26 protein-coding genes are annotated in these 25,918 nt (G+C 59.9%); 9 read left to right on the top strand and 17 right to left on the bottom strand.

All coding sequences use genetic code 11. The features are described 5' to 3' along the window. Positions 1-44: 44 nt before the first annotated feature. The 6 genes from J2X66_RS10800 to gatC all read right to left on the bottom strand — a co-directional run bounded on the left by J2X66_RS10800 (position 45) and on the right by gatC (position 5,247). On the bottom strand, positions 45-425 hold the full coding sequence (locus tag J2X66_RS10800) for a carboxymuconolactone decarboxylase family protein (protein WP_027924513.1): 381 nt from the start codon (positions 423-425) through the stop codon (positions 45-47). Continuing rightward, the gene (locus tag J2X66_RS10795; protein WP_027924514.1) at positions 422-1,483 is read right to left on the bottom strand and encodes a calcium/sodium antiporter; all 1,062 of its coding nucleotides are present in this window, start codon (positions 1,481-1,483) and stop codon (positions 422-424) included. The genes J2X66_RS10800 and J2X66_RS10795 overlap by 4 nt, the downstream gene beginning before the upstream one ends. 50 nt (positions 1,484-1,533) lie before the next feature. Then, entirely contained in the window at positions 1,534-1,908 is a 375-nt protein-coding gene (locus tag J2X66_RS10790) for a septal ring lytic transglycosylase RlpA family protein (protein ID WP_027924515.1), read from the bottom strand. A gap of 127 nt (positions 1,909-2,035) precedes the next feature. Next, positions 2,036-3,481 carry an Asp-tRNA(Asn)/Glu-tRNA(Gln) amidotransferase subunit GatB gene (gene gatB / locus J2X66_RS10785; RefSeq protein WP_310263925.1) on the bottom strand — a complete coding sequence of 482 codons (1,446 nt, stop codon included), beginning with the start codon at positions 3,479-3,481 and terminating at the stop codon, positions 2,036-2,038. 10 nt (positions 3,482-3,491) lie between these two features. Next, positions 3,492-4,943 (bottom strand): Asp-tRNA(Asn)/Glu-tRNA(Gln) amidotransferase subunit GatA, encoded by a 1,452-nt coding sequence (gene gatA / locus J2X66_RS10780; RefSeq protein WP_310263924.1) that lies wholly within the window; start codon positions 4,941-4,943, stop codon positions 3,492-3,494. Between the two features lie 16 nt (positions 4,944-4,959). Next, positions 4,960-5,247: an Asp-tRNA(Asn)/Glu-tRNA(Gln) amidotransferase subunit GatC gene (gatC, locus tag J2X66_RS10775; protein ID WP_310263922.1), complete on the bottom strand. Its 288-nt coding sequence runs from the start codon at positions 5,245-5,247 to the stop codon at positions 4,960-4,962. Positions 5,248-5,458: 211 nt separating this feature from the next. Between gatC and mreB the strand changes: the two genes are divergently transcribed. The 8 genes from mreB to tldD all read left to right on the top strand — a co-directional run bounded on the left by mreB (position 5,459) and on the right by tldD (position 16,674). Then, a complete protein-coding gene (gene mreB / locus J2X66_RS10770) occupies positions 5,459-6,496 on the top strand; it encodes a rod shape-determining protein MreB (protein WP_002555108.1) in 1,038 nt (345 codons plus the stop codon). A 143-nt stretch (positions 6,497-6,639) separates the two neighbouring features. Continuing rightward, positions 6,640-7,761, top strand: coding sequence for a rod shape-determining protein MreC (gene mreC / locus J2X66_RS10765; protein ID WP_310264175.1), 1,122 nt, complete (start codon positions 6,640-6,642; stop codon positions 7,759-7,761). Further along, positions 7,761-8,252, top strand: coding sequence for a rod shape-determining protein MreD (mreD, locus tag J2X66_RS10760; RefSeq protein ID WP_310263920.1), 492 nt, complete (start codon positions 7,761-7,763; stop codon positions 8,250-8,252). Before mreC ends, mreD begins: the two co-directional genes overlap by 1 nt. Before the next feature lie 42 nt (positions 8,253-8,294). Continuing rightward, entirely contained in the window at positions 8,295-8,891 is a 597-nt protein-coding gene (locus J2X66_RS10755; RefSeq protein ID WP_310263918.1) for a Maf family protein, read from the top strand. A gap of 57 nt (positions 8,892-8,948) precedes the next feature. Beyond that, positions 8,949-10,406, top strand: a complete 1,458-nt coding sequence (rng, locus tag J2X66_RS10750) for a ribonuclease G (RefSeq protein WP_027924521.1) — start codon at positions 8,949-8,951, stop codon at positions 10,404-10,406. Positions 10,407-10,481: 75 nt separating this feature from the next. Next, positions 10,482-14,285, top strand: coding sequence for a YhdP family protein (locus tag J2X66_RS10745; protein ID WP_310263915.1), 3,804 nt, complete (start codon positions 10,482-10,484; stop codon positions 14,283-14,285). A gap of 79 nt (positions 14,286-14,364) precedes the next feature. Beyond that, entirely contained in the window at positions 14,365-15,213 is an 849-nt protein-coding gene (locus tag J2X66_RS10740) for a carbon-nitrogen hydrolase family protein (RefSeq protein ID WP_310263913.1), read from the top strand. 18 nt (positions 15,214-15,231) lie between these two features. Then, on the top strand, positions 15,232-16,674 hold the full coding sequence (gene tldD / locus J2X66_RS10735) for a metalloprotease TldD (RefSeq protein ID WP_123435310.1): 1,443 nt from the start codon (positions 15,232-15,234) through the stop codon (positions 16,672-16,674). Between the two features lie 50 nt (positions 16,675-16,724). Here the strand turns inward: tldD and yjgA are convergent, their stop codons facing one another. Continuing rightward, positions 16,725-17,249 (bottom strand): ribosome biogenesis factor YjgA, encoded by a 525-nt coding sequence (gene yjgA / locus J2X66_RS10730; RefSeq protein ID WP_027924525.1) that lies wholly within the window; start codon positions 17,247-17,249, stop codon positions 16,725-16,727. A 107-nt stretch (positions 17,250-17,356) separates the two neighbouring features. On the opposite strand from yjgA, the gene pmbA reads away from it, so the two are divergent. Next, positions 17,357-18,703, top strand: a complete 1,347-nt coding sequence (pmbA, locus tag J2X66_RS10725; protein ID WP_310263910.1) for a metalloprotease PmbA — start codon at positions 17,357-17,359, stop codon at positions 18,701-18,703. A 90-nt stretch (positions 18,704-18,793) separates the two neighbouring features. Here pmbA and J2X66_RS10720 read toward each other — a convergent pair whose 3' ends face one another. The 10 genes from J2X66_RS10720 to J2X66_RS10675 all read right to left on the bottom strand — a co-directional run bounded on the left by J2X66_RS10720 (position 18,794) and on the right by J2X66_RS10675 (position 25,820). Beyond that, entirely contained in the window at positions 18,794-19,069 is a 276-nt protein-coding gene (locus J2X66_RS10720; protein ID WP_310263906.1) for an HPr family phosphocarrier protein, read from the bottom strand. A gap of 15 nt (positions 19,070-19,084) precedes the next feature. Continuing rightward, entirely contained in the window at positions 19,085-19,942 is an 858-nt protein-coding gene (rapZ, locus tag J2X66_RS10715) for an RNase adapter RapZ (RefSeq protein WP_027924528.1), read from the bottom strand. Positions 19,943-19,944: 2 nt separating this feature from the next. Further along, positions 19,945-20,409 carry a PTS IIA-like nitrogen regulatory protein PtsN gene (gene ptsN / locus J2X66_RS10710; protein WP_310263904.1) on the bottom strand — a complete coding sequence of 155 codons (465 nt, stop codon included), beginning with the start codon at positions 20,407-20,409 and terminating at the stop codon, positions 19,945-19,947. A 12-nt stretch (positions 20,410-20,421) separates the two neighbouring features. Then, positions 20,422-20,730: a ribosome hibernation-promoting factor, HPF/YfiA family gene (gene hpf / locus J2X66_RS10705; protein WP_310263903.1), complete on the bottom strand. Its 309-nt coding sequence runs from the start codon at positions 20,728-20,730 to the stop codon at positions 20,422-20,424. 74 nt (positions 20,731-20,804) lie between these two features. Further along, positions 20,805-22,298, bottom strand: a complete 1,494-nt coding sequence (locus tag J2X66_RS10700; protein ID WP_310263900.1) for an RNA polymerase factor sigma-54 — start codon at positions 22,296-22,298, stop codon at positions 20,805-20,807. A gap of 183 nt (positions 22,299-22,481) precedes the next feature. After that, complete coding sequence (gene lptB, locus J2X66_RS10695) at positions 22,482-23,207, bottom strand: LPS export ABC transporter ATP-binding protein (RefSeq protein WP_027924532.1); 726 nt, start codon at positions 23,205-23,207, stop codon at positions 22,482-22,484. Next, on the bottom strand, positions 23,207-23,755 hold the full coding sequence (lptA, locus tag J2X66_RS10690; protein ID WP_027924533.1) for a lipopolysaccharide transport periplasmic protein LptA: 549 nt from the start codon (positions 23,753-23,755) through the stop codon (positions 23,207-23,209). The genes lptB and lptA overlap by 1 nt, the downstream gene beginning before the upstream one ends. Further along, entirely contained in the window at positions 23,742-24,314 is a 573-nt protein-coding gene (gene lptC, locus J2X66_RS10685) for an LPS export ABC transporter periplasmic protein LptC (RefSeq protein ID WP_310263896.1), read from the bottom strand. The genes lptA and lptC overlap by 14 nt, the downstream gene beginning before the upstream one ends. A 7-nt stretch (positions 24,315-24,321) precedes the next feature. Beyond that, positions 24,322-24,846: an HAD family hydrolase gene (locus J2X66_RS10680; protein WP_027924535.1), complete on the bottom strand. Its 525-nt coding sequence runs from the start codon at positions 24,844-24,846 to the stop codon at positions 24,322-24,324. Then, positions 24,846-25,820, bottom strand: a complete 975-nt coding sequence (locus J2X66_RS10675) for a KpsF/GutQ family sugar-phosphate isomerase (RefSeq protein ID WP_310263894.1) — start codon at positions 25,818-25,820, stop codon at positions 24,846-24,848. The genes J2X66_RS10680 and J2X66_RS10675 overlap by 1 nt, the downstream gene beginning before the upstream one ends. Positions 25,821-25,918 lie beyond the last annotated feature (98 nt).

Below are 25,918 nucleotides of genomic sequence, written 5' to 3'. Positions count from 1 at the left end.
CTGCTCGCGATGACGGCTGAACAATCACCACAAATGCCGGATTTTTATTCCGGCTTCTGATAACTCTCAATCACTTCCTGCGCCGCCCGAAATGCATCTATCGCCGCTGGCGCACCGGCATACACCGCGCAATGCAGCAGCGTTTCACGAATCTCTTCCACGGTGCAGCCGTTGTTCAATGCACCGCGCACATGGCCTTTCAATTCCTGCGGGCACTTCAGCGCGGTCAGCGCGGCGAGGGTGATCAGGCTGCGGGTTTTCAGTTCCAGGCCTTCGCGGTTCCACACAGCGCCCCACGCGTGTTCATTGACGAAATCCTGCAACGGCTGGGTGAATTCGGTGGCATTGCCCAGTGCGCGGTCGACGAAAGCGTCGCCCATCACTTGGCGGCGGACTTCAACGCCAGGTTTTTTATTGTCGGTCATGGCACATCCCTCTTGTGGTGTTGGCGACGCCAGGCGAGCAGCGACGTGAACAGCAAAAACGCCACCAGCGCCGGCAGAACGAAAAACAGCATCAGGTGTTCGAGCTTGCCGGCCAGCGGCATGCCGGTGGTGAACGACACCACGTGCAGCCCGTAAGCCAGGTACAAACCCAGGCACAGCAAACCTTCGGCCCGGGTCACCCGGTAGCCGGTGTAGAACAACGGCAGGCACAACACCGCGACGCCGAGCATCACCGGCAAGTCGAAATCCAGGGCGTTGGGTGATACCGACAGCGGTGACGGCGCGATCAACGCTGTCACGCCGAGCACGCCCAACAGGTTGAACAGGTTGCTGCCGATCACGTTACCCACGGCAATGTCGCGCTGACCGCGCAGGGCGGCGATCAGGGAGGTGGCGAGTTCCGGCAGGGAAGTGCTGATGGCGACGATGGTCAGGCCGATGATCCGTTCCGACAATCCAAGGTCGGTTGCCACCACCACGGCGGCGCCCAGCAGCAGATGTCCGGCGTAGACCAGCATCGCCAGCCCCGCCACGATCATCAGCAGGCTGCTGAACCAGGGCGCGGCCTGACTGAGGGGATCGCTCGATGGCGGGCGGGCCGAGTGCCGCGACTGGCGCAACAGCAAGCCCAGGTACAGCGCCAGCGCCGCCAGCAGGATCATGCCATCGGTGCGGGTCAGTTGTTCATTCCAGGCCAGCACGAACACCAGCAGGCTGGCGCCGATCATCAGCGGAATATCCAGGCGCACCAGTTGGCGCGAAACCCGCAGCGGAATGATCAGCGCCGAGAGCCCGAGGGTGACGAGAATGTTGAAGATGCTGCTGCCGATCACGCTGCCGACGGCAATGTCGGCATTGTCCGCCAGGGTGGCTTGCAGGCTGACGGCCATCTGCGGCGCACTGCTGCCGAGGGCGACGATGGTCAGGCCGATGATCAGTGGGCGCACATGCAGTCGCGCTGCCAGACGCACGGCGGCGCGCACCATCAGCTCCGCGCCGATAATCAGTAGAACCAGGCCGCTGAGCAGTTCAATCAGGCTGATCAGGGGTACATCGGCAAGTCCGAAAATGGTCGGTGCTCCGTCTGTCAGTCGTCGAGGGCTTGCACGCGAACCTTGGCAGTACCGCTGCTGATCATGCCCAGGCGTTCGGCGGCTGCATGGGACAGATCGATCAGGCGTCCGCGGGTATGCGGCCCACGGTCGTTGATGCGGACTACGCAGGACTTGTCGTTGTTCAGGTTGGTGACCTTCACCCGCGTGCCGAAGGGCAGCTGGCGGTGGGCGGCGGTCATGGAATTCTTGTCGAAACGCTCGCCACTGGCGGTGCGTTTACCTTGGTGTTTGGCGCCGTAATAGGACGCCGTACCGGTCTTGTCGTAACCGTGTGGATCGATGACATCGTTACTGGCGCAACCGGCCAGCAGAGCGAGCAGGGCGCAGGCACCGAGTAGACGCTTCATTAGGTGACCCCCATGATCGTTCCCACGCTCTGCGTGGGAATGCAGCCATGACGCTCCGCGTCACAAAAGCGGACGCAGAGCGTCCAATGAGGCGCTCCCACGCGGAGCGTGGGAGCGATCACAGTGGTTAGCCTTCGAGCTTGCTTTTCAGCAGTTCGTTGACCTGTTGCGGGTTGGCCTTGCCTTTGGAGGCTTTCATGGCCTGGCCGACGAAGAAGCCGAACATCTTGCCGCGTTTGGCTTCGTCTGCCGCTCGGTACTGTTCAACCTGTTCGGCATTGGCCGCGAGCATTTCGTCCAGCACCGCCGAGATCGCGCCAGTGTCGGTCACTTGCTTGAGGCCGCGCTTGTCGATGATCTCGTCCGCACTGCCTTCGCCGTTGGCCATCGCTTCAAACACGACCTTGGCGATCTTGCCAGAGATGGTGTTGTCCTTGATGCGCAGCAGCATGCCGCCCAGTTGCTCGGCCGAAACCGGCGAGGATTCGATGTCCAGGCCTTGCTTGTTGAGCAGGCTGCCCAACTCGACCATTACCCAGTTCGCCGCCAGTTTGGCGTCGCCGCCGATGCTCGCGACTTTCTCGAAGTAATCGGCTTGCTCGCGGCTGGTCGCCAACACGCTGGCGTCATAGACCGACAGACCGAATTGCTCCTGGAAACGCTCGCGTTTTTGCGGTGGCAGTTCCGGCAGGGTCGCGCGCACGTCGTCGAGGAACGAATCTTCGATGACAACCGGCAGCAGGTCCGGATCGGGGAAGTAACGGTAGTCGTTGGCTTCCTCTTTGCTACGCATCGGACGGGTTTCGTCCTTGTTCGGATCGTACAGACGGGTCTGCTGGATCACTTTGCCGCCGTCTTCGATCAGCTCGATCTGACGCTGCACTTCGCTGTTGATCGCTTTTTCGATGAAGCGGAACGAGTTGACGTTCTTGATCTCGCAGCGAGTACCGAACTCAACCTGGCCTTTGGGACGGATCGACACGTTGCAGTCGCAACGCAGCGAGCCTTCGGCCATGTTGCCGTCGCAGATGCCCAGGTAACGCACCAGCGCGTGGATCGTCTTGACGTAAGCCACGGCTTCCTTGGCGCTGCGCATGTCCGGCTCGGAGACGATTTCCAGCAGCGGCGTGCCGGCACGGTTCAGGTCGATGCCGGTGGCACCGTTGAACTCTTCGTGCAGGCTTTTACCGGCGTCTTCTTCCAGGTGCGCACGGGTCACGCCGACACGTTTGATCGTGCCGTCTTCCATGGCGATATCCAGGTGGCCCTTGCCGACGATCGGCAATTCCATCTGGCTGATCTGGTAGCCCTTCGGCAAATCCGGGTAGAAATAGTTTTTACGGGCGAACACGTTGTGCTGGCCGATCTCGGCGTCAATCGCCAGACCGAACATCACCGCCATGCGCACCGCTTCCTGGTTCAGCACCGGCAATACGCCGGGCATGCCCAGGTCGATCAGGCTGGCCTGTGTGTTCGGCTCGGAACCGAAGGTGGTGGAACTACCGGAAAAGATTTTCGACCGGGTGGTGAGCTGGGTATGAATCTCCAGCCCGATCACGACTTCCCATTGCATGTGTGTCTCCTCAGAAGCCGGTTGGGGTGCGGGTGTGCCAGTCAGTGTTCAACTGATACTGGTGGGCAACGTTCAACAGGCGACCTTCCTGGAAATACGGAGCGAGCAGTTGCACGCCCACCGGCAGGCCATCGACGAAACCGGCCGGCATGGACAAGCCTGGCAGGCCCGCGAGGTTGGCGGTGATGGTGTAGACGTCTTCCAGATAGGCAGCGACCGGGTCGCTGTTCTTGGCGCCGAGCTTCCAGGCCGGGTTCGGCGTGGTTGGGCCGAGGATGATGTCGACCTCATTGAAGGCGGCCATGAAGTCGTTCTTGATCAGACGACGGATTTTCTGTGCCTTCAAGTAGTAGGCGTCGTAGTAACCGGCCGACAGCGCGTAGGCACCGACCATGATCCGGCGCTGCACTTCCGGGCCGAAACCTTCGCCACGGGAACGCTTGTACAGATCGATCAGGTCTTTCGGATTCTCGCAACGATGGCCAAAGCGCACGCCGTCGAAACGCGACAGGTTGGACGAGGCTTCTGCTGGCGCGATCACGTAGTACGCAGGAATCGCGTGCTGCATGTTTGGCAGGCTGATGTCCTTGATCACCGCGCCGAGCTTTTCCAGCTCCTTGACGCTGGTTTGGATCAGCTCGGCAATGCGCGGGTCGAGACCGGCGCTGAAATACTCTTTCGGTACGCCGATGCGCAGGCCTTGCAGCGAACCGTTGAGGCTGGCGCTGTAATCCGGCACCGGCTCGTCGATGCTGGTGGAGTCCTTTGGATCGAAGCCGGCCATGCCTTGCAACAAAATCGCGCAGTCTTCGGCAGTGCGCGCCATCGGGCCGCCCTGATCGAGGCTGGAGGCGTAGGCAATCATGCCCCAGCGCGAAACACGACCGTACGTCGGTTTCAGGCCGGTGAGGTTGGTCAGGGCCGCTGGCTGACGGATCGAGCCGCCGGTGTCGGTGCCGGTGGCTGCAGGCAGCAGGCGCGCAGCAACTGCGGCTGCCGAACCGCCGGACGAACCGCCAGGCACGTATTCCAGGTTCCATGGGTTTTTCACCGGGCCGTAGTAGCTCGACTCGTTGGCCGACCCCATGGCGAATTCGTCCATGTTGGTCTTGCCCAGGGTCACGGTCCCGGCAGCCGCCAGCTTGGCGACGACGGTGGCGTCGTACGGGGCTTTGAAGTTGTCGAGCATCTTCGAGCCGCAGCTGGTACGGATGCCCTGGGTGCAGAACAGGTCCTTGTGCGCAATCGGCGCGCCGAGCAGGGCGCCGCTCTCACCATTGGCCCGGCGTGCGTCAGCGGCTTTCGCCTGCTGGAGCGCCAGGTCTTCGGTGAGGCTGATGAAACTGTTGAGCTGAGGATCAAGCAGGGCGATACGCGCCAGCAGGGTCTTGGTCAGCTCTTCGGAAGAAAACTTTTTTTCGGCGAGTCCGCGGGCGATCTCGGCCAGAGTCATGTGATGCATTGCAGGCTCTTTCCCTTTAGTCGATGACTTTCGGAACCAGGTACAGGCCGTTTTCGACCGCTGGTGCGATGGACTGATAGGCCTCGCGATGATTGGTCTCGGTCACGACGTCTGCACGCAGGCGCTGGCTGGTTTCCAATGGGTGGGCCAGCGGCTCGATACCGTCGGTATTGACCGCCTGCATTTCGTCGACCAGGCCCAGAATGCTGTTCAGGGCCGAAGTGATGTGTGGAAGATCGGCATCATTAAGGCCAAGGCAGGCCAAATGAGCGATTTTTTCCACGTCGGAGCGTTCAAGCGCCATTGCGATTCTCCAGTGGAATACAGAACGGACGGCGTCCGTGTGTTAGATTGTCGGAACACTACCGCATTTCTACGGTCGTAAGGCCGCGATTGTGGGGGTTGGTGCACAGAAAAGCGGCCAATTTAACATATTGGCGCCTTGCCCAAAATCCCTGTCGTTGTTAGAGTTTGCCGCACTTTTTTACCCACGCGTTGCCTAGGGTCCCTTTCCCATGTTCAAGAAACTGCGTGGCATGTTTTCCAGCGATCTTTCCATTGACCTGGGCACTGCCAACACCCTTATTTACGTGCGCGAGCGCGGTATCGTCCTGAATGAGCCATCGGTTGTGGCAATTCGGACACACGGTAACCAGAAAAGTGTCGTCGCTGTCGGCACCGAGGCGAAGCGCATGCTCGGCCGAACGCCGGGCAACATTGCTGCCATTCGTCCGATGAAGGATGGCGTAATTGCCGACTTCAGCGTCTGCGAAAAGATGCTGCAATACTTTATCAACAAGGTTCACGAAAACAGCTTCCTGCAGCCTAGCCCTCGTGTGCTGATCTGCGTTCCATGCAAATCCACCCAGGTTGAGCGTCGAGCTATCCGTGAGTCGGCCCTTGGTGCCGGTGCTCGTGAAGTGTTCCTGATCGAAGAGCCGATGGCTGCTGCGATCGGTGCCGGCCTGCCGGTTGAAGAAGCACGCGGTTCGATGGTGGTCGATATTGGTGGTGGTACTACCGAAATCGCCCTGATCTCCCTGAACGGTGTGGTTTACGCCGAATCCGTACGGGTTGGCGGCGACCGCTTCGACGAAGCGATCATCACCTACGTGCGTCGCAACTACGGCAGCCTGATCGGCGAATCCACTGCCGAGCGCATCAAGCAGGAAATCGGTACGGCCTACCCGGGCGGCGAAGTGCGTGAAGTCGACGTTCGTGGCCGTAACCTGGCCGAAGGCGTTCCACGTGCGTTCACCCTGAACTCCAATGAAGTGCTGGAAGCTCTGCAAGAGTCCCTGGCCACCATCGTTCAGGCTGTGAAAAGTGCACTGGAGCAATCGCCTCCGGAGCTGGCGTCCGATATCGCCGAGCGCGGTCTGGTACTGACCGGTGGTGGCGCCTTGCTGCGCGACCTCGACAAGTTGCTGGCCCAGGAAACAGGTCTGCCGGTGATCGTTGCCGAAGACCCGCTGACCTGCGTTGCTCGCGGCGGTGGCCGTGCATTGGAAATGATGGATAAACACACCATGGACCTGCTTTCCAGCGAATAAGTCGCCGGATTGCCTCTATGCTGTTGAGCGCGCAGGCGGCACTTTGCAGTGCTGCCTGTTGGCGCTTATCTTCTGTCAGTCTGCATCCAGGCCGGTTTGATGCCGTATGAGTAAAGAGAACATTTGCCTGGGAGGAGCGGCTTATTAAACCGCTTTTTTCCAAAGGTCCCTCACTGGGCGTGCGCTTATTGGTGCTGGTCGTGCTTTCGATCGCGCTGATGGTGGTCGATGCCCGCTTCACACTGCTCAAGCCAGTGCGTAGCCAGATGTCGCTGGTGCTGATGCAGTCTTACTGGATCACCGACCTGCCGCAGCGGCTATGGCAGGGTGTGGCCAGTCAATTTGGCAGCCGTACCGAGCTCGTTGCCGAAAACGAAAAACTCAAGACCGAAAACCTGCTGTTGCAGGGTCGCATGCAGAAGCTTGCCGCCCTCACCGAGCAGAACGTTCGCCTGCGCGAGTTGCTCAACTCTTCCGCGCTGGTCAACGAAAAGGTCGAAGTGGCCGAGTTGATCGGCATGGACCCGAACCCTTTCACCCATCGCATCATCATCAACAAGGGTGAGCGCGACGGTGTGATCCTTGGCCAGCCGGTGCTCGATGCCCGCGGCCTGATGGGGCAGGTGGTCGAGTTGATGCCCTACACCTCCCGTGTCTTGCTGCTGACCGATACGACGCACAGCATTCCGGTGCAGGTGAACCGCAACGGTCTGCGGGCGATTGCCAGCGGCACCGGCAACCCGGAGCGCCTGGAGTTGCGTCACGTAGCGGATACCGCCGACATCAAGGAAGGTGATCTGCTGGTCAGCTCCGGTCTGGGTCAGCGGTTCCCGGCGGGTTACCCGGTGGCGACGGTCAAGGAAGTGATTCACGATTCCGGCCAGCCATTTGCCATCGTGCGTGCCGTGCCAACCGCCGCGCTGAACCGCAGCCGTTATTTGCTGCTGGTGTTCAGCGATGGCCGTACGGCCGAAGAGCGCGCCAACGAAGCGGCCCAGGCACAAGAGGCGCTGGATCAGCACGGCGGCGGTCCGATCATTCCGGCCACCGTGCCTAAACCGGTTCCGGCGGCAACCGTGGCGCCTGCTGCACCTGCCGCCACTCCGGCGGCTGCACCGGCTCCAGCAACTGCGGCTCCGGCAACCCCGGCAAAACCGACTAAACCCCCCGCTTCCAAGCCACCTGCTGCCAGCAAACCGCCGGCCGTGAAACCTGCTGCCAAACCGCCTGTCCCCGAACCGGCTGCCACTGGGAGACAAGAATAATGGCCGGCGTCAAAGCCTCTCGAAATAGCTGGATTGTCTGGGTGACGTTCGCTATCGGCCTGTTGCTCAGCGTTTCGCCGCTGCCGCAGTTCATGGAAATCCTCCGCCCCTTGTGGCTGGCGTTGCTGCTCGCGTTCTGGGCGCTGACCCTGCCGCAAAAAGTCGGCATGGTCACCGCGTGGTGCCTGGGCTTGGCTGAAGACGTGCTGTACGGCACGTTGCTTGGTCAGAACGCATTGATCCTGACGTTGATTACCTTCCTGGTACTGTCGTTGCAGCAGCGCTTGCGCATGTTCCCGATGTGGCAACAGAGCCTGGTGATCCTGGTGATTTTCGGCCTGGCGCAACTTGTTCAGCTGTGGCTGAGCGCCCTGACCGGTAACCGTCAGCCCACCCTGGCGCTGGTGCTGCCGGCACTGGTCAGCGCGTTGTTGTGGCCTTGGGTCAGCTACGGTTTGCGTGGTCTGCGTCGGCGCTACAAAATCAATTAATTCGGTCAGGCATTGGCCCGCACTAGACAGGGAGATGTCTTGATGAAGCAGCTGTACCTCGCCTCAGGCTCGCCGCGTCGGCGTGAACTGCTCACGCAGATCGGCGTGCCGTTCTCTGCCATCAGCGCGGACATCGATGAAACCCCCTTGCCTCAAGAATCCCCATCGGCCTATGTCGAGCGCCTCGCGCGCGGCAAAGCCGAGGCCGGGCGCGGAGCCGTCGTGTCCGACGCTGATTTTTGCGTGTTGGGCGCCGACACTGCCGTGGTGCTGGAAGGCAAAATTCTTGGCAAACCGGTGGACGAAGCCGATGCGTGCGCCATGCTTATGCTGTTGGCCGGTCGTGAACATGAGGTGCTGACCGCCATTGCCGTACTCGATGCCGAACGCTGCGAGTCCCGGGTGGTGCGCAGCCTGGTGCGGTTTCGCAACATCAGTCGCGACGAAGCGGCAGCCTATTGGGCCAGCCGCGAGCCACGCGACAAGGCGGGTGGCTACGGCATTCAGGGCCTGGGTGCGGTATTTGTTGCCGGGCTCAATGGCAGTTATTCGGCGGTCGTCGGGTTGCCGCTGTGCGAAACCGCAGAACTGCTCGGCCATTTCGGCATACCCTGTTGGCAAACACTTGACGCGCGCTGAGCGTCGTACTGACAAGATGCAGCCATTATTGTGAACATGCCTGAACGAGACCCTGCCATGAGTGAAGAGATTCTGATCAACATCACGCCGATGGAATCACGCGTGGCGGTGGTCGAAAACGGTGTTCTGCAAGAGGTCCACGTCGAGCGTACGCAAAAACGCGGGATCGTCGGCAACATCTATAAAGGCAAGGTCGTACGGGTTTTACCAGGCATGCAGGCGGCGTTCGTCGACATCGGCCTGGACCGCGCAGCATTCATTCACGCCTCGGAAATTTCCCTGCGTGAAGGCCCTGCGGTCGAGAGCATCAGCGCCCTGGTTCATGAAGGCCAGAGTCTGGTGGTCCAGGTCACCAAGGACCCGATCGGTTCCAAAGGCGCACGTCTGACGACGCAGCTGTCGATTCCATCGCGCTATCTGGTGTATATGCCGCGTACCGCTCACGTCGGTATTTCGCTGAAGATCGAAGACGAGGCCGAACGCGAGCGCCTCAAGCAAGTGGTCACCGATTGCGTGGCCAAAGAAGGCATAAAGGAAGCCGGCGGTTTCATATTGCGCACCGCTGCCGAAGGGGCGGGCGCCGATGAGATCCTCATGGACATCCGCTACCTGCGCCGTCTCTGGGATCAGATCAACGAGCAAATCAAAACCATTGCCGCGCCGAGTGTGATCTACGAAGACCTCGGCCTCGCGTTGCGCACCCTGCGTGACCTGGTGAGCCCGAAGATCGAGAAGATCCGCATCGATTCCCGGGAAACCTTCCAGAAAACCACGCAGTTCGTCGCCGAACTGATGCCGGAAATTGCCGATCGCCTGGAGCATTACCCGGGCGAGCGGCCTATTTTCGATTTGTATGGCGTCGAAGACGAAATCCAGAAAGCCCTGGAGCGCAAAGTCCCGCTCAAATCCGGCGGTTACCTGGTGGTCGACCCGGCGGAAGCCATGAGCACCATCGACGTCAACACCGGGGCCTTTGTCGGCCATCGCAACCTTGAAGAAACCATCTTCAAGACCAACCTCGAAGCCGCCACCGCCATTGCCCGTCAACTGCGCCTGCGCAATCTGGGCGGGATCATCATCATCGACTTCATCGACATGGAAGACGAAGAACACCAGCGCCAGGTGTTGCGCACGCTCGAGAAACAGCTGGAACGCGACCACGCCAAGACCAACATCATCGGCATCACCGAGTTGGGCCTGGTGCAGATGACCCGCAAGCGCACCCGCGAAAGTCTCGAACAGGTGCTGTGCGAACCGTGCAGCAGCTGTCAGGGCCGCGGCAAATTGAAGACGCCGGAAACGGTCTGCTACGAAATTTTCCGAGAAATCCTCCGCGAGGCGCGCGCCTATCAAGCGGAAGGCTATCGTGTATTGGCGAACCAGAAAGTCGTCGACCGTTTGCTCGACGAAGAGTCAGGCAACGTGGCCGAGCTGGAAGGGTTTATCGGACGCACCATCCGATTCCAGGTGGAAACCATGTATTCCCAGGAACAATACGACGTGGTGTTGCTCTGAATCGCGGTGTTTCAACCTTACTAGAACGGCTGGCCTCAGCTTTTTGCAGTATTTTTGCCATGGGAGCCACCTGACATGGAACGTCTGACACGCATTTTGGTTGCAATGACCCGCTGGGGTCTGGGCCTGTGCGCGTTGGTACTGGTGTTGATGGCGTTGTACGTCAGCCTCGGCCGAGAGCTGACGCCTCTGGTGGCCGAATACCGTGTCGACGTCGAAACCAAAGCCACCGAGGCCTTGGGCATGCCGCTGCAAATCGGAAAGCTGGAAGGCAACTGGAGTGGTTTTGCGCCGATCCTGCTGGCTCATGACGTGACCGTCGGCGAAGGCGCCAATGCCCTGCACCTGGACCAGGTGCGTGCGGTGCCGGACATTTGGGAAAGCCTGTTGGCGCGCCAGGTGCGCCTCGCTCACCTTGAACTCAATGGTTTGAAGATCAGCCTCAAGGAAGGCGACGACGGCCAGTGGGTGCTGGAAGGTTTGCCGGTGCAGAAGGATCAGCCGCTTGATCCGGAACAACTGCTCAACCGCATGCAAATGGTCCAACAGCTGTCGGTGATCGACAGTCAGGTGACCTTGCAGCCCCTGGGTCAGCCGCCGCTGACCTTGACCTACGTCGGCTTTAATCTGAAAACCGGTGCTTCTCGCCAGCGCCTTGATGCGCGAATGACCTTGCCCGATGGCCAGCCAGTTGCCATGAGCCTGCGCACCCGCATTCAGGCCAGTCAGTGGAAGGACGGTGAAGCCGAGGCTTACTTGAGCCTGCCGCAAAGCGACTGGTCGAAATGGCTGCCCGAGCGCCTCACCCAGCAATGGAATTTTTCCGAGATCAAGGCCGGTGGCGAGCTCTGGATCAATTGGGGCAAGGGCGAACTGCAATCCGCGGCCATTCGCTTGAACGCACCGCAAGTCAAAGGCGCCTACGCCGAACGCAAACCGATCCAGATCAACAATCTGGCGCTCAATGGCTATTTCCAGCGCAGCACTGAAGGCGTCGTGGTGACGCTGGATTCCCTCGCCATGAACTTTGGCGAGACGCGCTGGGAGTCGCATCTGCAACTCACACAAACCTCAGCTACCGACAAGGTCGAAGAACTCTGGCACCTGCAAGCTGACCGCGTCGACCTCACTCCGCTCACGCCATTGCTGAACGCCCTGGGCCCACTGCCCGAAGGTGTCGCTACGGCGGTGGAAAAGCTCAAAGTGACCGGTGGGCTGCGCAATGTGCTGATCGACATGCGGCCCAATGCCACTGACGACAGCAAGTTCAGCTTCGCCGCGAATCTTGATCGGGTCGGTTTTGATGCCTATCACGGCGCACCGGCGGCGCGAAATGTCAGCGGCAGCATCAGCGGCGACCTCGGCAAGGGTGAGTTGCGCATGGACAGCAAGGACTTTGTCCTGCACCTGGACCCGATTTTCGCCAAGCCATGGCAATACCTTCAGGCCAACGCGACGCTGACCTGGAAGCTCGACAAAGAAGGCTTCACCCTGATCGCGCCGTACCTCAAGGTTCTTGGCGAAGAGGGCAAGATTGCCGGTGACTTCCTGATCCGCCTGCATTTTGATCACACCCAGGAAGACTACATGGACCTGCGGGTCGGCATGGTCGAGGGGGACGGTCGCTACACCGCCAAGTACCTGCCGACCATGCTCAGCCCTGCGCTTGACGAATGGTTGCGTACGGCCATTCTAAAGGGCGCGGTAGACGAAGGTTTCTTCCAGTATCAGGGCTCGCTGAACCATGGTGCGGCCGACACTGCCCGCAGCATCAGCCTGTTCTTCAAGGTGCACGATGCCGAACTGGCGTTCCAGCCGGGCTGGCCGCATGTGAGCAAGGTCACCGGTGATGTGTTCGTGGAAGACAGTGGCGTGCGGATTCTGGCCAGCAAAGGGCAGTTGCTCGACACTCAGGTGAGCGACATTTACGTCAATATTCCCCATGTACCTGATGGCAAAAACGTCCATCTGTTCCTCGACGGCGGATTCGCTGGCGGCTTGGGCGATGGCCTGAAAATTCTTCAGGAAGCGCCAATCGGCACCGCTGAAACCTTTGCCAAGTGGGAAGGTGAGGGCGATCTGCAAGGCAAGTTGAACCTGGATATCCCGCTGGCCAAAGGCGAGCAACCGAAGATTCTGGTCGACTTCAAGACCGCCCAGGCGCGTCTGAAACTGGCCGATCCAGCGCTGGAGTTGACTCAACTCAAGGGTGATTTCCGCTTTGACAGCACCAAGGGTTTGAGCGGACAGAACATTAGCGCGCGGGCTTTTGACAGGCCTGTCACCGCACGAATTTTCGCCGATGGCAGCGCGGGTAACATCAAGACGCGCGTCACGGCTTCCGGTCAGGTCGAGGTCAAGAAACTCACGGACTGGCTGAGCGTGACTCAACCGTTGCCGGTTTCCGGGGTCATCCCGTATCAATTGCAGCTGAACCTGGACGGTGCTGACAGTCAGTTGATGGTCAATTCCAGCCTGAAGGGCGTGAAGGTCGATCTGCCGGCCCCGTTCGGCATGACGGCCGATGACAGTCGTGACACGACATTCCGCATGACCCTGCAAGGGCCAGAGCGGCGCTACTGGGTCAACTATGGTCAGCTGGCAAACTTCACGTTTGCCGCCCCCAGCGGTAGTTTTGCCGACGGTCGTGGTGAGTTGTTCCTCGGTGGTGGCGATGCCGTATTGCCCGGCGCCAAAGGCCTGCGGGTGCGCGGTGTGCTGTCGGAGCTGGATGTCGGTCCCTGGCAGGATCTGGTGGGCAAGTACGCCGGTCAGGATCCGGGGGGCAGTGCCAAGCAGTTCTTCAGCAGTGCAGACTTAAAGATTGGCAAGCTCAGCGCTCTGGGCACGACCCTCGATCAGGCGTCCGTGCAAGTGAACCGAAAGCCTGCCAGTTGGGCGTTGCAACTCGATAGCCAGCAGGTCAAGGGCGCCGTTGGTGTTCCCGATGCGAAAGGCGCACCGATCACGGTCAATCTGCAGTACGTGCGGCTGCCCGCACCGGATCCGAAGGTGGTGGCCGACGAGAACTCGCCCGATCCACTGGCTACGGTCGACCCGACAAAGATTCCGGCACTGGACATCACCATCAACCAGCTTCTCCTAGGGCAGGATCTGGTGGGTGGCTGGTCGCTGAAAATCCGTCCGACTGCCAAAGGTATTGCACTCAACAACCTCGACATGGGCCTCAAAGGGATTCTGTTGCAAGGCAGTGGCGGCTGGGAAGGTGTGCCCGGTAGCTCCAGCAGTTGGTACAAGGGGCGGATCAGCGGCAAGAATCTCGCTGATGTCCTCAAGGGCTGGGGGTTTGCGCCGAGTGTCACCAGCGAAGAGTTTCATATGGATGTTGACGGTCGCTGGCCGGGTTCACCGGCCTGGCTGGCCAGCAAGCGTTTCTCCGGCACCCTGGATGCGTCGCTGACCAAGGGCCAGTTTGTTGAAGTCGAGGGCAGTGCCCAGGCCCTGAAGGTCTTTGGCCTGCTGAACTTCAACTCCATCGGTCGCCGGCTGCGCCTGGACTTTTCCGACCTGTTCGGCAAAGGCCTGAGTTATGACCGGGTCAAGGGATTGCTGGTCGGGACCAATGGCGTCTACGTCACCCGCGAGCCGATCCGGATGACCGGTCCGTCCAGCAACGTGGAACTGGATGGCACCTTGAACCTGGTGGGTGATCAGATCGACGCCAAGTTGCTGGTGACCTTGCCGGTGACCAACAACTTGCCGATTGCGGCGTTGATTGTCGGCGCGCCGGCTGTTGGCGGCGCGCTGTTCCTGATCGACAAACTGATCGGTGACCGTGTTTCCCGATTTGCCAGCGTGAAATACACCGTCAAGGGCCCGTGGAAAGAGCCGCAGATTACCTACGACAAGCCTTTTTAAGTCGCTTTTGAAAAAGCACTCGTCAAGGATGGAGTAGCATGGGCGCCTGTTCTCATGAAATGCGATGCAGGAGCGCTCCATGTCAGTAGCGGTGATTCAAATGGTCAGCCAAAGCGATGTGCTGGCCAATCTGGCTCAGGCTCGCGGGCTGCTTGAACAGGCAGCGGCCGGTGGTGCGCAACTCGCCGTGCTGCCGGAAAACTTCGCCGCCATGGGCCGTCGCGACATTGCCGACATCGGCCGCGCCGAGGCATTGGGTGAAGGCCCTATCCTGCCATGGTTGAAACAGACCGCCCTCGACCTCAAGTTATGGATAGTGGCAGGCACATTGCCGTTGCCGCCGGTGGATCAACCGACGGCGAAGGTGCATGCCTGCTCGTTGTTGGTGAACGATCATGGCGAAACAGTAGCGCGCTACGACAAGCTGCACTTGTTTGACGTGGACGTGGCGGACAATCGCGGGCGTTATCGTGAGTCCGATGACTATGCTTATGGCAATGGCGTGGTGGTTGCGGATACGCCGGTCGGGCGAGTCGGCCTGACGGTGTGTTACGACCTGCGCTTCCCGGAGCTGTACAGCGAATTACGGGCTGCCGGGGCAGAGTTGATTACCGCGCCGTCGGCGTTTACGGCGGTGACCGGCGCGGCGCATTGGGATGTGCTGATTCGCGCCCGGGCCATCGAGACCCAATGTTATGTGCTGGCGGCCGCTCAGGGTGGAACGCATCCGGGGCCGCGAGAAACCTGGGGGCATGCCGCAATCGTCGACCCCTGGGGCCGCGTGCTGGCACAACAGGATCAAGGCGAGGCCGTGCTGCTGGCGGAACGCGATAGCAGCGAACAGGCGTCCATCAGGGCGCGGATGCCGGTGTCCAGCCACCGGCACTTTTTCTCGCAGGGCGCCCAGCGACCTGCCTCAGAACGATGAATTTAAGGCGTAAAGCATATGAGCGAGTTGTTGTCCTCAGTCAGTGAACACCTCCTGGCGCCCGGTGGCGTAACGATCGAGAGCCTGCAAGGCGTACTCGGTGATCTGGCCGGCCCGGGCATCGATGCCGCCGACCTGTATTTCCAGGGGCAGATTTCCGAGTCATGGGCGCTGGAAGACGGGATCGTCAAGGAGGGCAGCTTCAACCTCGACCAAGGCGTCGGCGTGCGTGCGCAATCAGGTGAAAAAACCGGTTTTGCGTACAGCAATGCCATCACCCTGGAAGCCCTCGGTGCCGCGGCCCGTGCCGCGCGTTCGATCTCCCGCGCCGGGCAAAATGGCACGGTGCAGGCGTTCACCACCCAGGACGTTGCCCAGTTATACGGACCGGACAACCCGCTGGAAGTGATCTCCCGCGCCGAGAAAGTCGAACTGCTCAAGCGCATCGATGCAGCCACTCGCGCCCTCGATCCACGCATCCAGCAAGTGACCGTGAGCATGGCCGGCGTCTGGGAGCGCATCCTCGTGGCCTCCACCGATGGCAGCCTGGCCGCCGATGTACGGCCTCTGGTGCGTTTCAACGTGAGCGTGATCGTTGAACAAAACGGTCGCCGCGAGCGCGGTGGGCATGGCGGTGGCGGACGTACCGATTACCGTTATTTCCTCAGTGACGACCGCGCCATGGGCTACGCCCGTGAAGCGTTGCGTCAGGCTCTGGTCAACCTTGAGGCCATTCCGGCACCGGCTGGCACGTTGCCGGTGGTGTTGGGTTCCGGCTGGTCCGGCGTGCTGTTGCACGAAGCGGTCGGCCACGGTCTGGAAGGCGACTTCAACCGCAAGGGCAGTTCGGCCTACAGCGGGCGCATGGGCGAGATGGTTGCCTCCAAGCTGTGCACCATCGTCGATGACGGCACGCTGGCGGGCCGTCGTGGCTCCCTGAGCGTCGACGACGAAGGCACCCCGACCGAGTGCACCACGCTGATCGAAAACGGCGTACTCAAAGGCTATATGCAGGACAAGCTCAACGCGCGCCTGATGGGCGTGGCCCGTACCGGTAACGGTCGTCGTGAATCCTACGCACACCTGCCAATGCCACGCATGACCAACACTTACATGCTGGCGGGCGAAAGCGATCCGGCGGAAATCATCGCTTCGGTGAAACGCGGCATCTACTGTGCCAACCTCGGCGGTGGCCAGGTGGACATTACCAGCGGCAAGTTCGTGTTCTCCACCAGCGAGGCGTACCTGATCGAAGACGGCAAGATTACCGCCCCGGTCAAAGGCGCGACGTTGATCGGCAACGGTCCGGAAGCCATGAGCAAGGTGTCGATGGTCGGTAACGATCTGGCGCTGGACAGCGGCGTGGGGACGTGTGGCAAGGATGGGCAGTCGGTGCCGGTGGGTGTCGGCCAGCCAACGCTGAAAATCGATGCGATCACTGTGGGTGGCACAGGATCGTAAGCAGGGATGGAGCTTCGGGTGAACCGCGTGCGGTTCACCCGATTCGGGACTTAGCGCAGACCGCGTTGAGTCTCGTCCAGCTCTCGGATGTACTTGAAGATTTTACGGCTCGATGCCGGTGGCTTGTTGGTTGCCAGTTCGTGCTGGGCCTGACGGATCAGGGAGCGCAATTGCTGACGATCAGCCTCCGGGTAGTCGAGCACGAACTTCTCCAGGACTGCATCGTCGCCCGCGATCAAGCGATCGCGCCAACGTTCCAGGCCATGGAAACGTTCGTTGTACTGCCGGGTGGAGGCATCGAGTTGATCGAGCAGGGTCAGAATGGCGGCAGTGTCCTGGTCGCGCATCAGTTTGCCGATGAACATAAGGTGCCGTTTACGCGCGATATTCGCGGTGTGCTTGGGCGCATCGGCCAGGGCCCGACGCATAGCGTCGGTCAACGGCAGTTTTGCCAGCAAGTCAGGCTTGAGTGTTGTAAGGCGCTCGCCAAGGTCAACCAGAGCATGAAGCTCGCGTTTAACCTGGGATTTGCTTTTTTCTCCCGTATCGAGGGAGTCGTCGTAAGAATCAACCATGGTGGCCGTCCGCAAAGAAACGCCGCCATGATAACCAGTCGGGGGCCACTTGTCCGGCCCGGTCGCTCGAAGGCCTTACCGAAAGCAGAATTTGAGTGGAGAACAGCATGAGTGCAGTTGAAAGCGTCGGCCCACAAGCGTTGCCGGCACTGCAAGAACAAGTCGAGCAGATCATCGCTGAGGCCAAGCGTCAGGGCGCCAGCGCCTGCGAAGTTGCCGTGTCCCTGGAGCAGGGTCTGTCCACTTCGGTGCGTCAGCGTGAGGTCGAAACCGTCGAATTCAACCGCGATCAGGGCTTTGGCATCACCTTGTACGTCGGTCAGCGCAAAGGCTCGGCCAGTACGTCGGCGAGCGGTCCCGACGCGATTCGCGAAACCGTCGCGGCGGCGCTGGCCATCGCCAAGCACACCTCCGAAGACGAAGCCTCGGGCCTGGCTGATGCCGCGCTGATGGCTCGCGACCTGCAGGATTTCGACCTTTTCCACCAATGGGACATCACCCCGGAACAAGCCATCGAACAAGCGCTGGCCTGCGAAGCCGCTGCGTTTGCCACCGACAGCCGGATCAAAAATGCCGACGGCACCACACTCAGCACCCATCAGGGTTGCCGTGTGTACGGCAACAGCCACGGGTTTATCGGTGGCTACGCATCGACCCGCCACAGCCTGAGCTGCGTGATGATCGCCGAGGCCGATGGTCAGATGCAGCGTGATTACTGGTACGACGTGAACCGTCAGGGCAATTTGCTGGCCGACCCGGCGAGCATTGGCCAGCGTGCCGCGCAACGGGCGGCGAGCCGTCTGGGCGCGCGTCCGGTACCGACTTGCGAGGTGCCGGTGCTGTTTTCCGCCGAGCTGGCGGGTGGTTTGTTCGGCAGCTTCCTGTCGGCAATTTCCGGCGGCAGCCTTTACCGCAAATCATCGTTCCTTGAAGGCACACTGGGTCAGAAGCTGTTCCCGGAATGGTTGACCATCGACGAGCGTCCGCACTTGATGCGTGCCATGGGCAGTTCCGCGTTTGACGGCGATGGCCTGGCGACCTACGCCAAGCCGTTTGTCGAAAAGGGTGAGTTGGTGTCGTACATCCTTGGCACCTATTCCGGGCGTAAACTCGGGATGCCGAGCACCGCCAACGCCGGCGGCGTGCATAACCTGTTCGTCACCCATGGTGATGAAGATCAGGCTGCTTTGCTGCGTCGCATGGGTCGTGGCCTGCTGGTGACCGAACTGATGGGCCAGGGTCTGAACATGGTCACCGGCGATTACTCCCGTGGTGCAGCGGGTTACTGGGTCGAGAACGGCGAAATCCAGTTCGCGGTGCAAGAAGTGACCATTGCCGGCAACATGCGTGACATGTTCAAGCAAATCGTTGCGGTCGGTAATGACCTGGAGTTGCGCAGTAACATTCGTACGGGTTCTGTTTTGATCGAGCGCATGACGGTGGCGGGCAGCTAAACTCGCTCGTCACAAAAAAGGCGCGCCACCTGATTGGGTGGTGCGCCTTTTTTTATCGGGTTACTGAGCGGCTTTGGTCTGGACTGGCGTTTACTCGCCTTCGTCGAAATAACGGTTGATCAAGTCCCTCAACGCATCCAGTGCCCTTTGCGCGTCTTCGCCTTCGGTGCTGATATGGATTTTGGTGCCCTTGCCCGCAGCGAGCATCATCATTGCCATGATGCTTTTGCCGTCGACCGTGGATTCCGGAGTGCGTCCTACTCTGATCGTGCAATCCTTGAACTCACCGGCGACCCCGACGAATTTTGCAGAAGCACGGGCATGCAGGCCCAGCTTGTTGATGATTTCGATTTCCAGAGCAGGCATCGCGGTGTGAATCCTTTAGCTGAGGTCGCGGTGGCGGACCTGGACGTTCTTCAGGGATTGTTGCAAAACCTGGCCCAGACGTTCGGTCAGGTAGACGGAGCGGTGATGCCCGCCGGTGCAGCCAATGGCAATGGTGACATAAGCACGGTTGCTGGCGGCAAAGCGCGGCAGCCACTTGAGCAGATACGACGATATGTCCTGGAACATTTCTTCGACATCCGGTTGAGCGGCGAGGTACTCGGCCACCGGTTGATCGAGCCCCGACTGCGCACGCAGCTCCGGCTTCCAGTAAGGGTTGGGCAGGCAACGCACGTCGAACACCAGGTCCGCGTCTACCGGCATGCCACGCTTGAATCCGAACGACTCGACCAGAAAGGCAGTACCGGCTTCCGGCTGGTTCAGCAGGCGCAGCTTGATGGTGTCGCGCAGCTGGTACAGGTTCAGATTCGTGGTGTTGATCTTGAGGTCGGCCAGATCGACGATCGGACCCAGCAGATTGCTTTCGTCCTCGATCGCCTCGGCCAACGAACGGTTAGGGGTGCTCAGCGGGTGACGACGGCGGGTTTCGGAAAAGCGTTTGAGCAAGGTTTCTTCGTCGGCGTCCAGGTACAGCACATCGCACTTGATATGCCGGCTACGGACTTCTTCGAGCAGTTCGGGAAAGCGTGACAGGTGGCTCGGCAGGTTACGTGCATCGATGGACACGGCGACCAGCGGCTGTGCCAGTTCGGTATGAATCAGTGCGCGTTCGGCCAGTTCCGGCAGCAAGCCGGCGGGCAGGTTGTCGATGCAGTAGTAGCCGTTGTCCTCGAGAACATCGAGTACGGTACTTTTACCTGAGCCGGAACGGCCACTGACGATGATCAAGCGCATGATTAGTGACCGTTTTGCTCTTCCAGAACAACCTTATACAAGGCTTCGTTGCTCTGAGCACTACGCAGTTTTTCCCGCACCTCCTTGCGATCGAGCATGCTGGCGATCTGGCGGAGCAGTTCAAGGTGCGCATCGGTAGCCGCTTGCGGGACCAGCAGTACAAACAGCAGGTCAACCGGAGCGCCGTCGATGGCGTCGAAATCGATTGGGGCGTCTAGGTGCATCAAGGCGCTGATGGGCGATTCGCAACCTTTGAGGCGGCAGTGGGGGATGGCGATGCCGTTACCAAAACCGGTCGAGCCGAGTTTTTCACGGGCAATCAAAGCCTCGAAGACATCTTGCATCTCCAGATCCGGCACTTCCCGGGCAATCAGGTTGGCAATTTGTTCGAGTGCTTTCTTTTTACTGCCGCCCGGCACGTTCACGAGGGAACGGCCGGGGGTCAGGATGTTTTCAAGTCGGATCATGGGTTGGGGATGTTAACGACCGGTCGCGCCCTGGAGGAGGCTCTGGGTCTTTTCCTTATGCTTTTTGAGTTGTTTATCCAGCTTGTCGGTCAATGCGTCGATCGCCGCGTACATATCGGTATGTTCCGCGTTGGCGACCACTTCATTGCCGGGAATATGCAGGGTGGCTTCGATTTTCTGCTTCAGCTTCTCGACCGTCATCGTGACCTGCACGTTGGTGATCTTGTCGAAATGCCGCTCTAATCGTTCGAGTTTTTCGCCGATGTAGATGCGCAGGGGTTCGGTCACTTCCAGTTGGTGTCCACTGATGTTGACTTGCATACAGCTTCTCCTTCGTTGCCAGTGCATAAAGCGGTAGATCAGATGATCTACCACTGGAACGCTGTGGCGTGGCTCTACATCAACCGCTTGCGTTCGCTCGAAGGCGCGATCCCTAAGGATTCGCGGTACTTGGCGACGGTGCGGCGAGCCACCTGAATGCCTTGTGCCTCCAGTAAACCAGCGATCTTGCTGTCACTCAACGGCTTTTTCTGATTTTCCGCGGCAACCAGTTTTTTGATGATCGCGCGGATCGCCGTGGAGGAGCATTCGCCGCCTTCGGAGGTGCTGACGTGACTGGAGAAAAAGTATTTCAGCTCATATATGCCCCGTGGGGTATGCATGAATTTTTGCGTGGTCACCCGTGAAATCGTCGACTCGTGCATGCCTACCGCTTCAGCGATGTCATGCAGGACCAGCGGCTTCATGGCTTCGTCGCCGTACTCCAGGAAGCCGCGTTGATGTTCGACGATCTGGGTGGCGACTTTCATCAGGGTTTCATTGCGGCTTTGCAGGCTCTTGATGAACCAGCGGGCCTCTTGCAATTGATTGCGCATGAAGGTGTTGTCAGCGCTGGTGTCGGCGCGACGGACAAACCCAGCGTACTGGGCGTTGACCCGCAGCCTTGGCACCGACTCCTGGTTAAGTTCCACCAGCCAGCGTTCGTTGTCCTTGCGCACGATCACGTCTGGAACGACGTACTCGGCTTCGCTGGATTCGATCTGCGAGCCGGGGCGCGGGTTGAGGCTCTGGACCAGTTCGATGACCTGACGCAGTTCATCTTCCTTGAGCTTCATGCGGCGCATCAGTTGGCTGTAGTCGCGACTGCCGAGCAAATCGATGTAGTCGCTGACCAGGCGCTTGGCTTCGGCCAGCCAAGGCGTCTTGGCGGACAATTGGCGCAATTGCAGCAGCAGGCATTCGCCCAGGTTGCGCGCGCCGATGCCGGCCGGTTCGAATTGCTGGATGCGGTGCAGGACGGCTTCGATTTCGTCCAGTTCGATGTCCAGTTCCGGGTCGAAAGCTTCGAGGATCTCCTCGAGGGTTTCATCCAGGTAACCCTGATTGTTGATGCAGTCGATCAGGGTCACGGCGATCAGGCGATCGGTGTCGGACATCGGTGCCAGGTTCAGTTGCCAGAGCAGGTGGCTTTGCAGGCTCTCGCCAGCCGAAGTGCGAGTGGTGAAGTCCCATTCGTCGTCATCGTTGCTCGGCAGGCTGCTGGCGCTGGTCTGGTAGACGTCTTCCCAGGCTGTGTCGACGGGCAGTTCGTTGGGGATGCGCTCGTTCCAGTCACCTTCCTCGAGGTTGTCCACCGTCGGGGCGGTTTCCTGGTAGGAGGGTTCCGAAACATCGGCATTGGGTTGCTGTTCGGCTTTGTCGGCCAAGGGGTCGGCGTTGTCGAAGTCGTCGCCTTCTTCCTGGCGTTCGAGCATCGGATTGGACTCCAGGGCCTCCTGGATTTCCTGTTGCAGGTCCAGGGTCGACAATTGGAGCAGGCGGATGGCCTGTTGCAGCTGCGGTGTCATCGTCAGCTGCTGGCCCATTCTCAAGACTAGCGATGGTTTCATGGCAGGGGCTTAACACCTTATTCGCCGGCGCACATGCGCCATCCACTACAGGGCGCCGGAGCGCCAAACATAAGCAAATTATATGCCTGAAACTGAAGTGTTTGCCTAGAGCGCTGTAACAATAAAAACCTGTTGATTTTTATCGTCGTAAGCGCTCAGTCGGCTAGCCAGACACCTCAACGCTTACAGGCGGAACTCATGGCCCAGATAAACTTCTTTAACCAGGTCGTTGGCCAGGATAGTGGCGGAGTCGCCTTCGGCAATCAGCTGGCCATCGTTGACGATGTAGGCTGTTTCGCAGATATCCAGGGTTTCACGGACGTTGTGGTCAGTGATCAGCACGCCAATGCCTTTGGCCTTGAGGTGGTAGATGATCTGCTTGATGTCGCCGACCGAAATCGGGTCCACGCCGGCGAAAGGTTCGTCGAGCAGGATGAATTTCGGATTGGTGGCCAGTGCGCGAGCGATTTCCACGCGGCGGCGTTCACCACCCGACAGGCTCATGCCGAGGTTGTCGCGGATGTGGCTGATGTGAAATTCCTGCAGCAGGCTTTCCAGCTCTTTGCGACGCCCGGCCTTGTCGAGTTCCTTGCGGGTCTCGAGGATTGCCATGATGTTGTCGGCCACCGAGAGTTTGCGGAAGATCGACGCTTCTTGCGGCAGATAACCGATACCAGCCTTTGCGCGACCGTGCATCGGCTGGTGGCTGACGTCCAGATCATCGATCAGCACACGGCCCTGATCGGCCTGCACCAGGCCGACAATCATGTAGAAGCAAGTGGTCTTGCCGGCGCCGTTGGGACCCAGCAGGCCGACGATTTGACCGCTGTCGATCGACAGGCTGACGTCGCGCACGACCTGGCGGCTCTTGTAGCTCTTGGCCAGATGCTGAGCTTTCAGAGTTGCCATTACTGGGCCTTCTGCTCGTCGGTTTTCTTCTTCGGCTGGATCACCATGTCGATGCGTGGACGCGCCTCGGTGACCTTGTTGCCTGTCGCACGGCCAGCGCTCGCAAGCTTCTTGACTGTGTCGTAGACGATTTTCTCGCCCTGGGTGGTGTTGTTGTCCTTGTCGACAACTTTTGCCTTGTCGATCAGCACGACGCGGTTTTGCGCGGCGTGGTACTGGATAGTCACACCCCAACCCTGGACAGGCTTGGTGTCGCCAGCGGTCTGCAGTTGCTCGAAGTAGGCGAGATTGCCCACCGAAGTCACCACGTCGATGTCGCCAGCCGGCGTACGAGTGATGGTCACGGTGTTGCCCTTAACGATCATCGAACCCTGGGTGATGATCACGTCACCTTTATAGGTGGCAACGCCATTCTTATCGTCCAGTTGGGCATCGTCGGCCTGAATGCGGATTGGCTGCTCTTGATCGTTCGGCAGAGCCCAGGCGCTCACGCTTCCCAGTGCTGCGCCCAGACTGAGCAAAATAGGGAGGGTTTTAACGAGCCTCATACTGTCCTCTTACGTTAGATAGCAGGTGTATCCTGCTTTCTTTCAAGTACGCTTTCATTCCGTTGCCTGTCGATACACCGCCAGCGCCGTCGATTCTAACGGGTTGGTCGGTCTGCGCATATTGCTGCTGCGGGAACACAGTCATACGGGTGGTGGTAATCAGGGTCCTGCGGTTTTTTTCGTCGAAACGGGTAATGCGTACCGAGTCGATCAGCTCGACCTGGGTGCCGTCTGGGTTGACTTCCCCGTGTTCGCTCTGGACGTGCCAGGGAAACTGGGTGCCGCGGAACATGTTCAGGTCGGGGTTGGTCAGCAGTGTGACCTCGGACGCTTTCAGGTGTTCGACCTTGTCGGACGTCATTTCGTACTGCAATTTGCCGTCCGGCAGGTACTGCACGCTGTGGGCGTTGAGTGCGTAATAGTCGATCGCGCTTTCGTCGACAGGGGCAACTGTCTTGTCGAGAAAGCGTTCCGGGCTGATGTTCCAGTAGCCGACTGCAGCGAACAGCGCCGCGATGCAACTGAACAACAGGATGTTACGAAACTTTTTGCTCAGCATAATGGGCTCACAGGTACGCGGCGTTGGCCGCATCGAGGCGGCCCTGGGCGCGCAGGATCAATTCGCAGAATTCGCGAGCGGCACCCTCGCCACCACGGGCGACGGTAATGCCATGGGCGTTTTCACGCACGAAGCTGGCAGCGTTGGCTACCGCCATGCCCAGGCCGACGCGGCGAATCACCGGCAGGTCCGGCAGGTCGTCACCGAGGTAGGCCACTTGTTCATAGCTTAGGTTGAGTTGGGCCAGAAGTTCGTCCAGCACCACCAGTTTGTCCTCGCGACCTTGATAAAGGTGCGGGATGCCGAGGTTTTTTGCTCGTCGTTCGACCACCGGGGTCTTGCGGCCGCTGATGATAGCCGTCTGTACGCCTGCCGCCATCAACATCTTGATGCCTTGACCGTCGAGGGTGTTGAACGTCTTGAACTCACTGCCGTCTTCGAGGAAGTACAGGCGTCCGTCAGTCAGCACGCCGTCGACGTCAAACACGGCGAGTTTGATCTGTTTGCCGCGTTGCAGCAGGTCCGAACTCATTACATTACTCCTGCGCGCAGCAAGTCGTGCATGTTCAAGGCGCCGACCGGGCGGTCTTCGCTGTCGACCACGACCAGCGCGTTGATTTTGTGGTCTTCCATGATTTTCAGGGCCTCGGCGGCGAGCATTTCGGCGCGGGCGGTCTTGCCGTGTGCGGTCATGACCTGGTCAATGGTGGCGCTGTGGATGTCGATGCTGCGATCCAGTGTGCGGCGCAGATCGCCGTCAGTGAAGATCCCGGCCAGCTTGCCGTCGGCTTCCAGAATGACGGTCATGCCCAGACCCTTGCGGGTCATTTCCATCAGCGCGTCCTTGAGCAAAGTGCCGCGGTGAACCTGTGGCAGCTCTTGCCCGGCGTGCATGACGTTTTCCACTTTCAGCAGCAGACGCCGGCCCAGCGCACCACCGGGGTGGGAAAAGGCGAAGTCTTCAGCGGTAAAACCGCGCGCTTCCAGCAACGCAACGGCCAGGGCGTCGCCCATGACCAAGGCGGCAGTGGTAGAGGAGGTGGGTGCCAGGTTCAGCGGGCAGGCCTCGTGTTCGACGTGAACGTTGAGATTGACCTCGGCAGCCTTGGCCAGCGGTGATTCCGGGTTGCCGGTCACGCTGATCAACTGAATGCCGAGACGCTTGATCAGGGGCAACAGGGTGACGATTTCGTTGGTGGAACCGGAGTTCGACAGGGCCAGGATGATGTCGTCCCGCGTGATCATGCCCATGTCGCCGTGGCTGGCTTCGGCCGGGTGCACGAAAAAAGCCGTGGTGCCGGTGCTGGCCAGGGTGGCGGCGATCTTGTTGCCGATGTGCCCGGATTTACCCATGCCGACTACCACCACGCGGCCTTTGCTGGCCAGAATCATCTCGCAAGCGCGTACGAAATCAGCGTCGATGTGGGGCAGCAAGCCTTCTACGGCTTCCAGTTCGAGGCGGATGGTGCGTTGTGCTGATTGAATCAGGTCGCTGGATTGGCTCATGTCAGAAATCGTATAGCCTGATGAAAAGGCGGCGATTATAGCGGTAATGATCAAAACCCTCACGCTAGTTCGTCACGCTTTGTCATTCCCTGTAACCG

It is taken from the genome of Pseudomonas sp. 3296 (assembly GCF_031456615.1).
Taxonomy (GTDB): Bacteria; Pseudomonadota; Gammaproteobacteria; order Pseudomonadales; family Pseudomonadaceae; genus Aquipseudomonas; species Aquipseudomonas mucoides.
The sequence above is the reverse complement of the archived record's forward strand: the minus strand, read 5'-3'. Positions and strand labels throughout refer to the sequence as shown.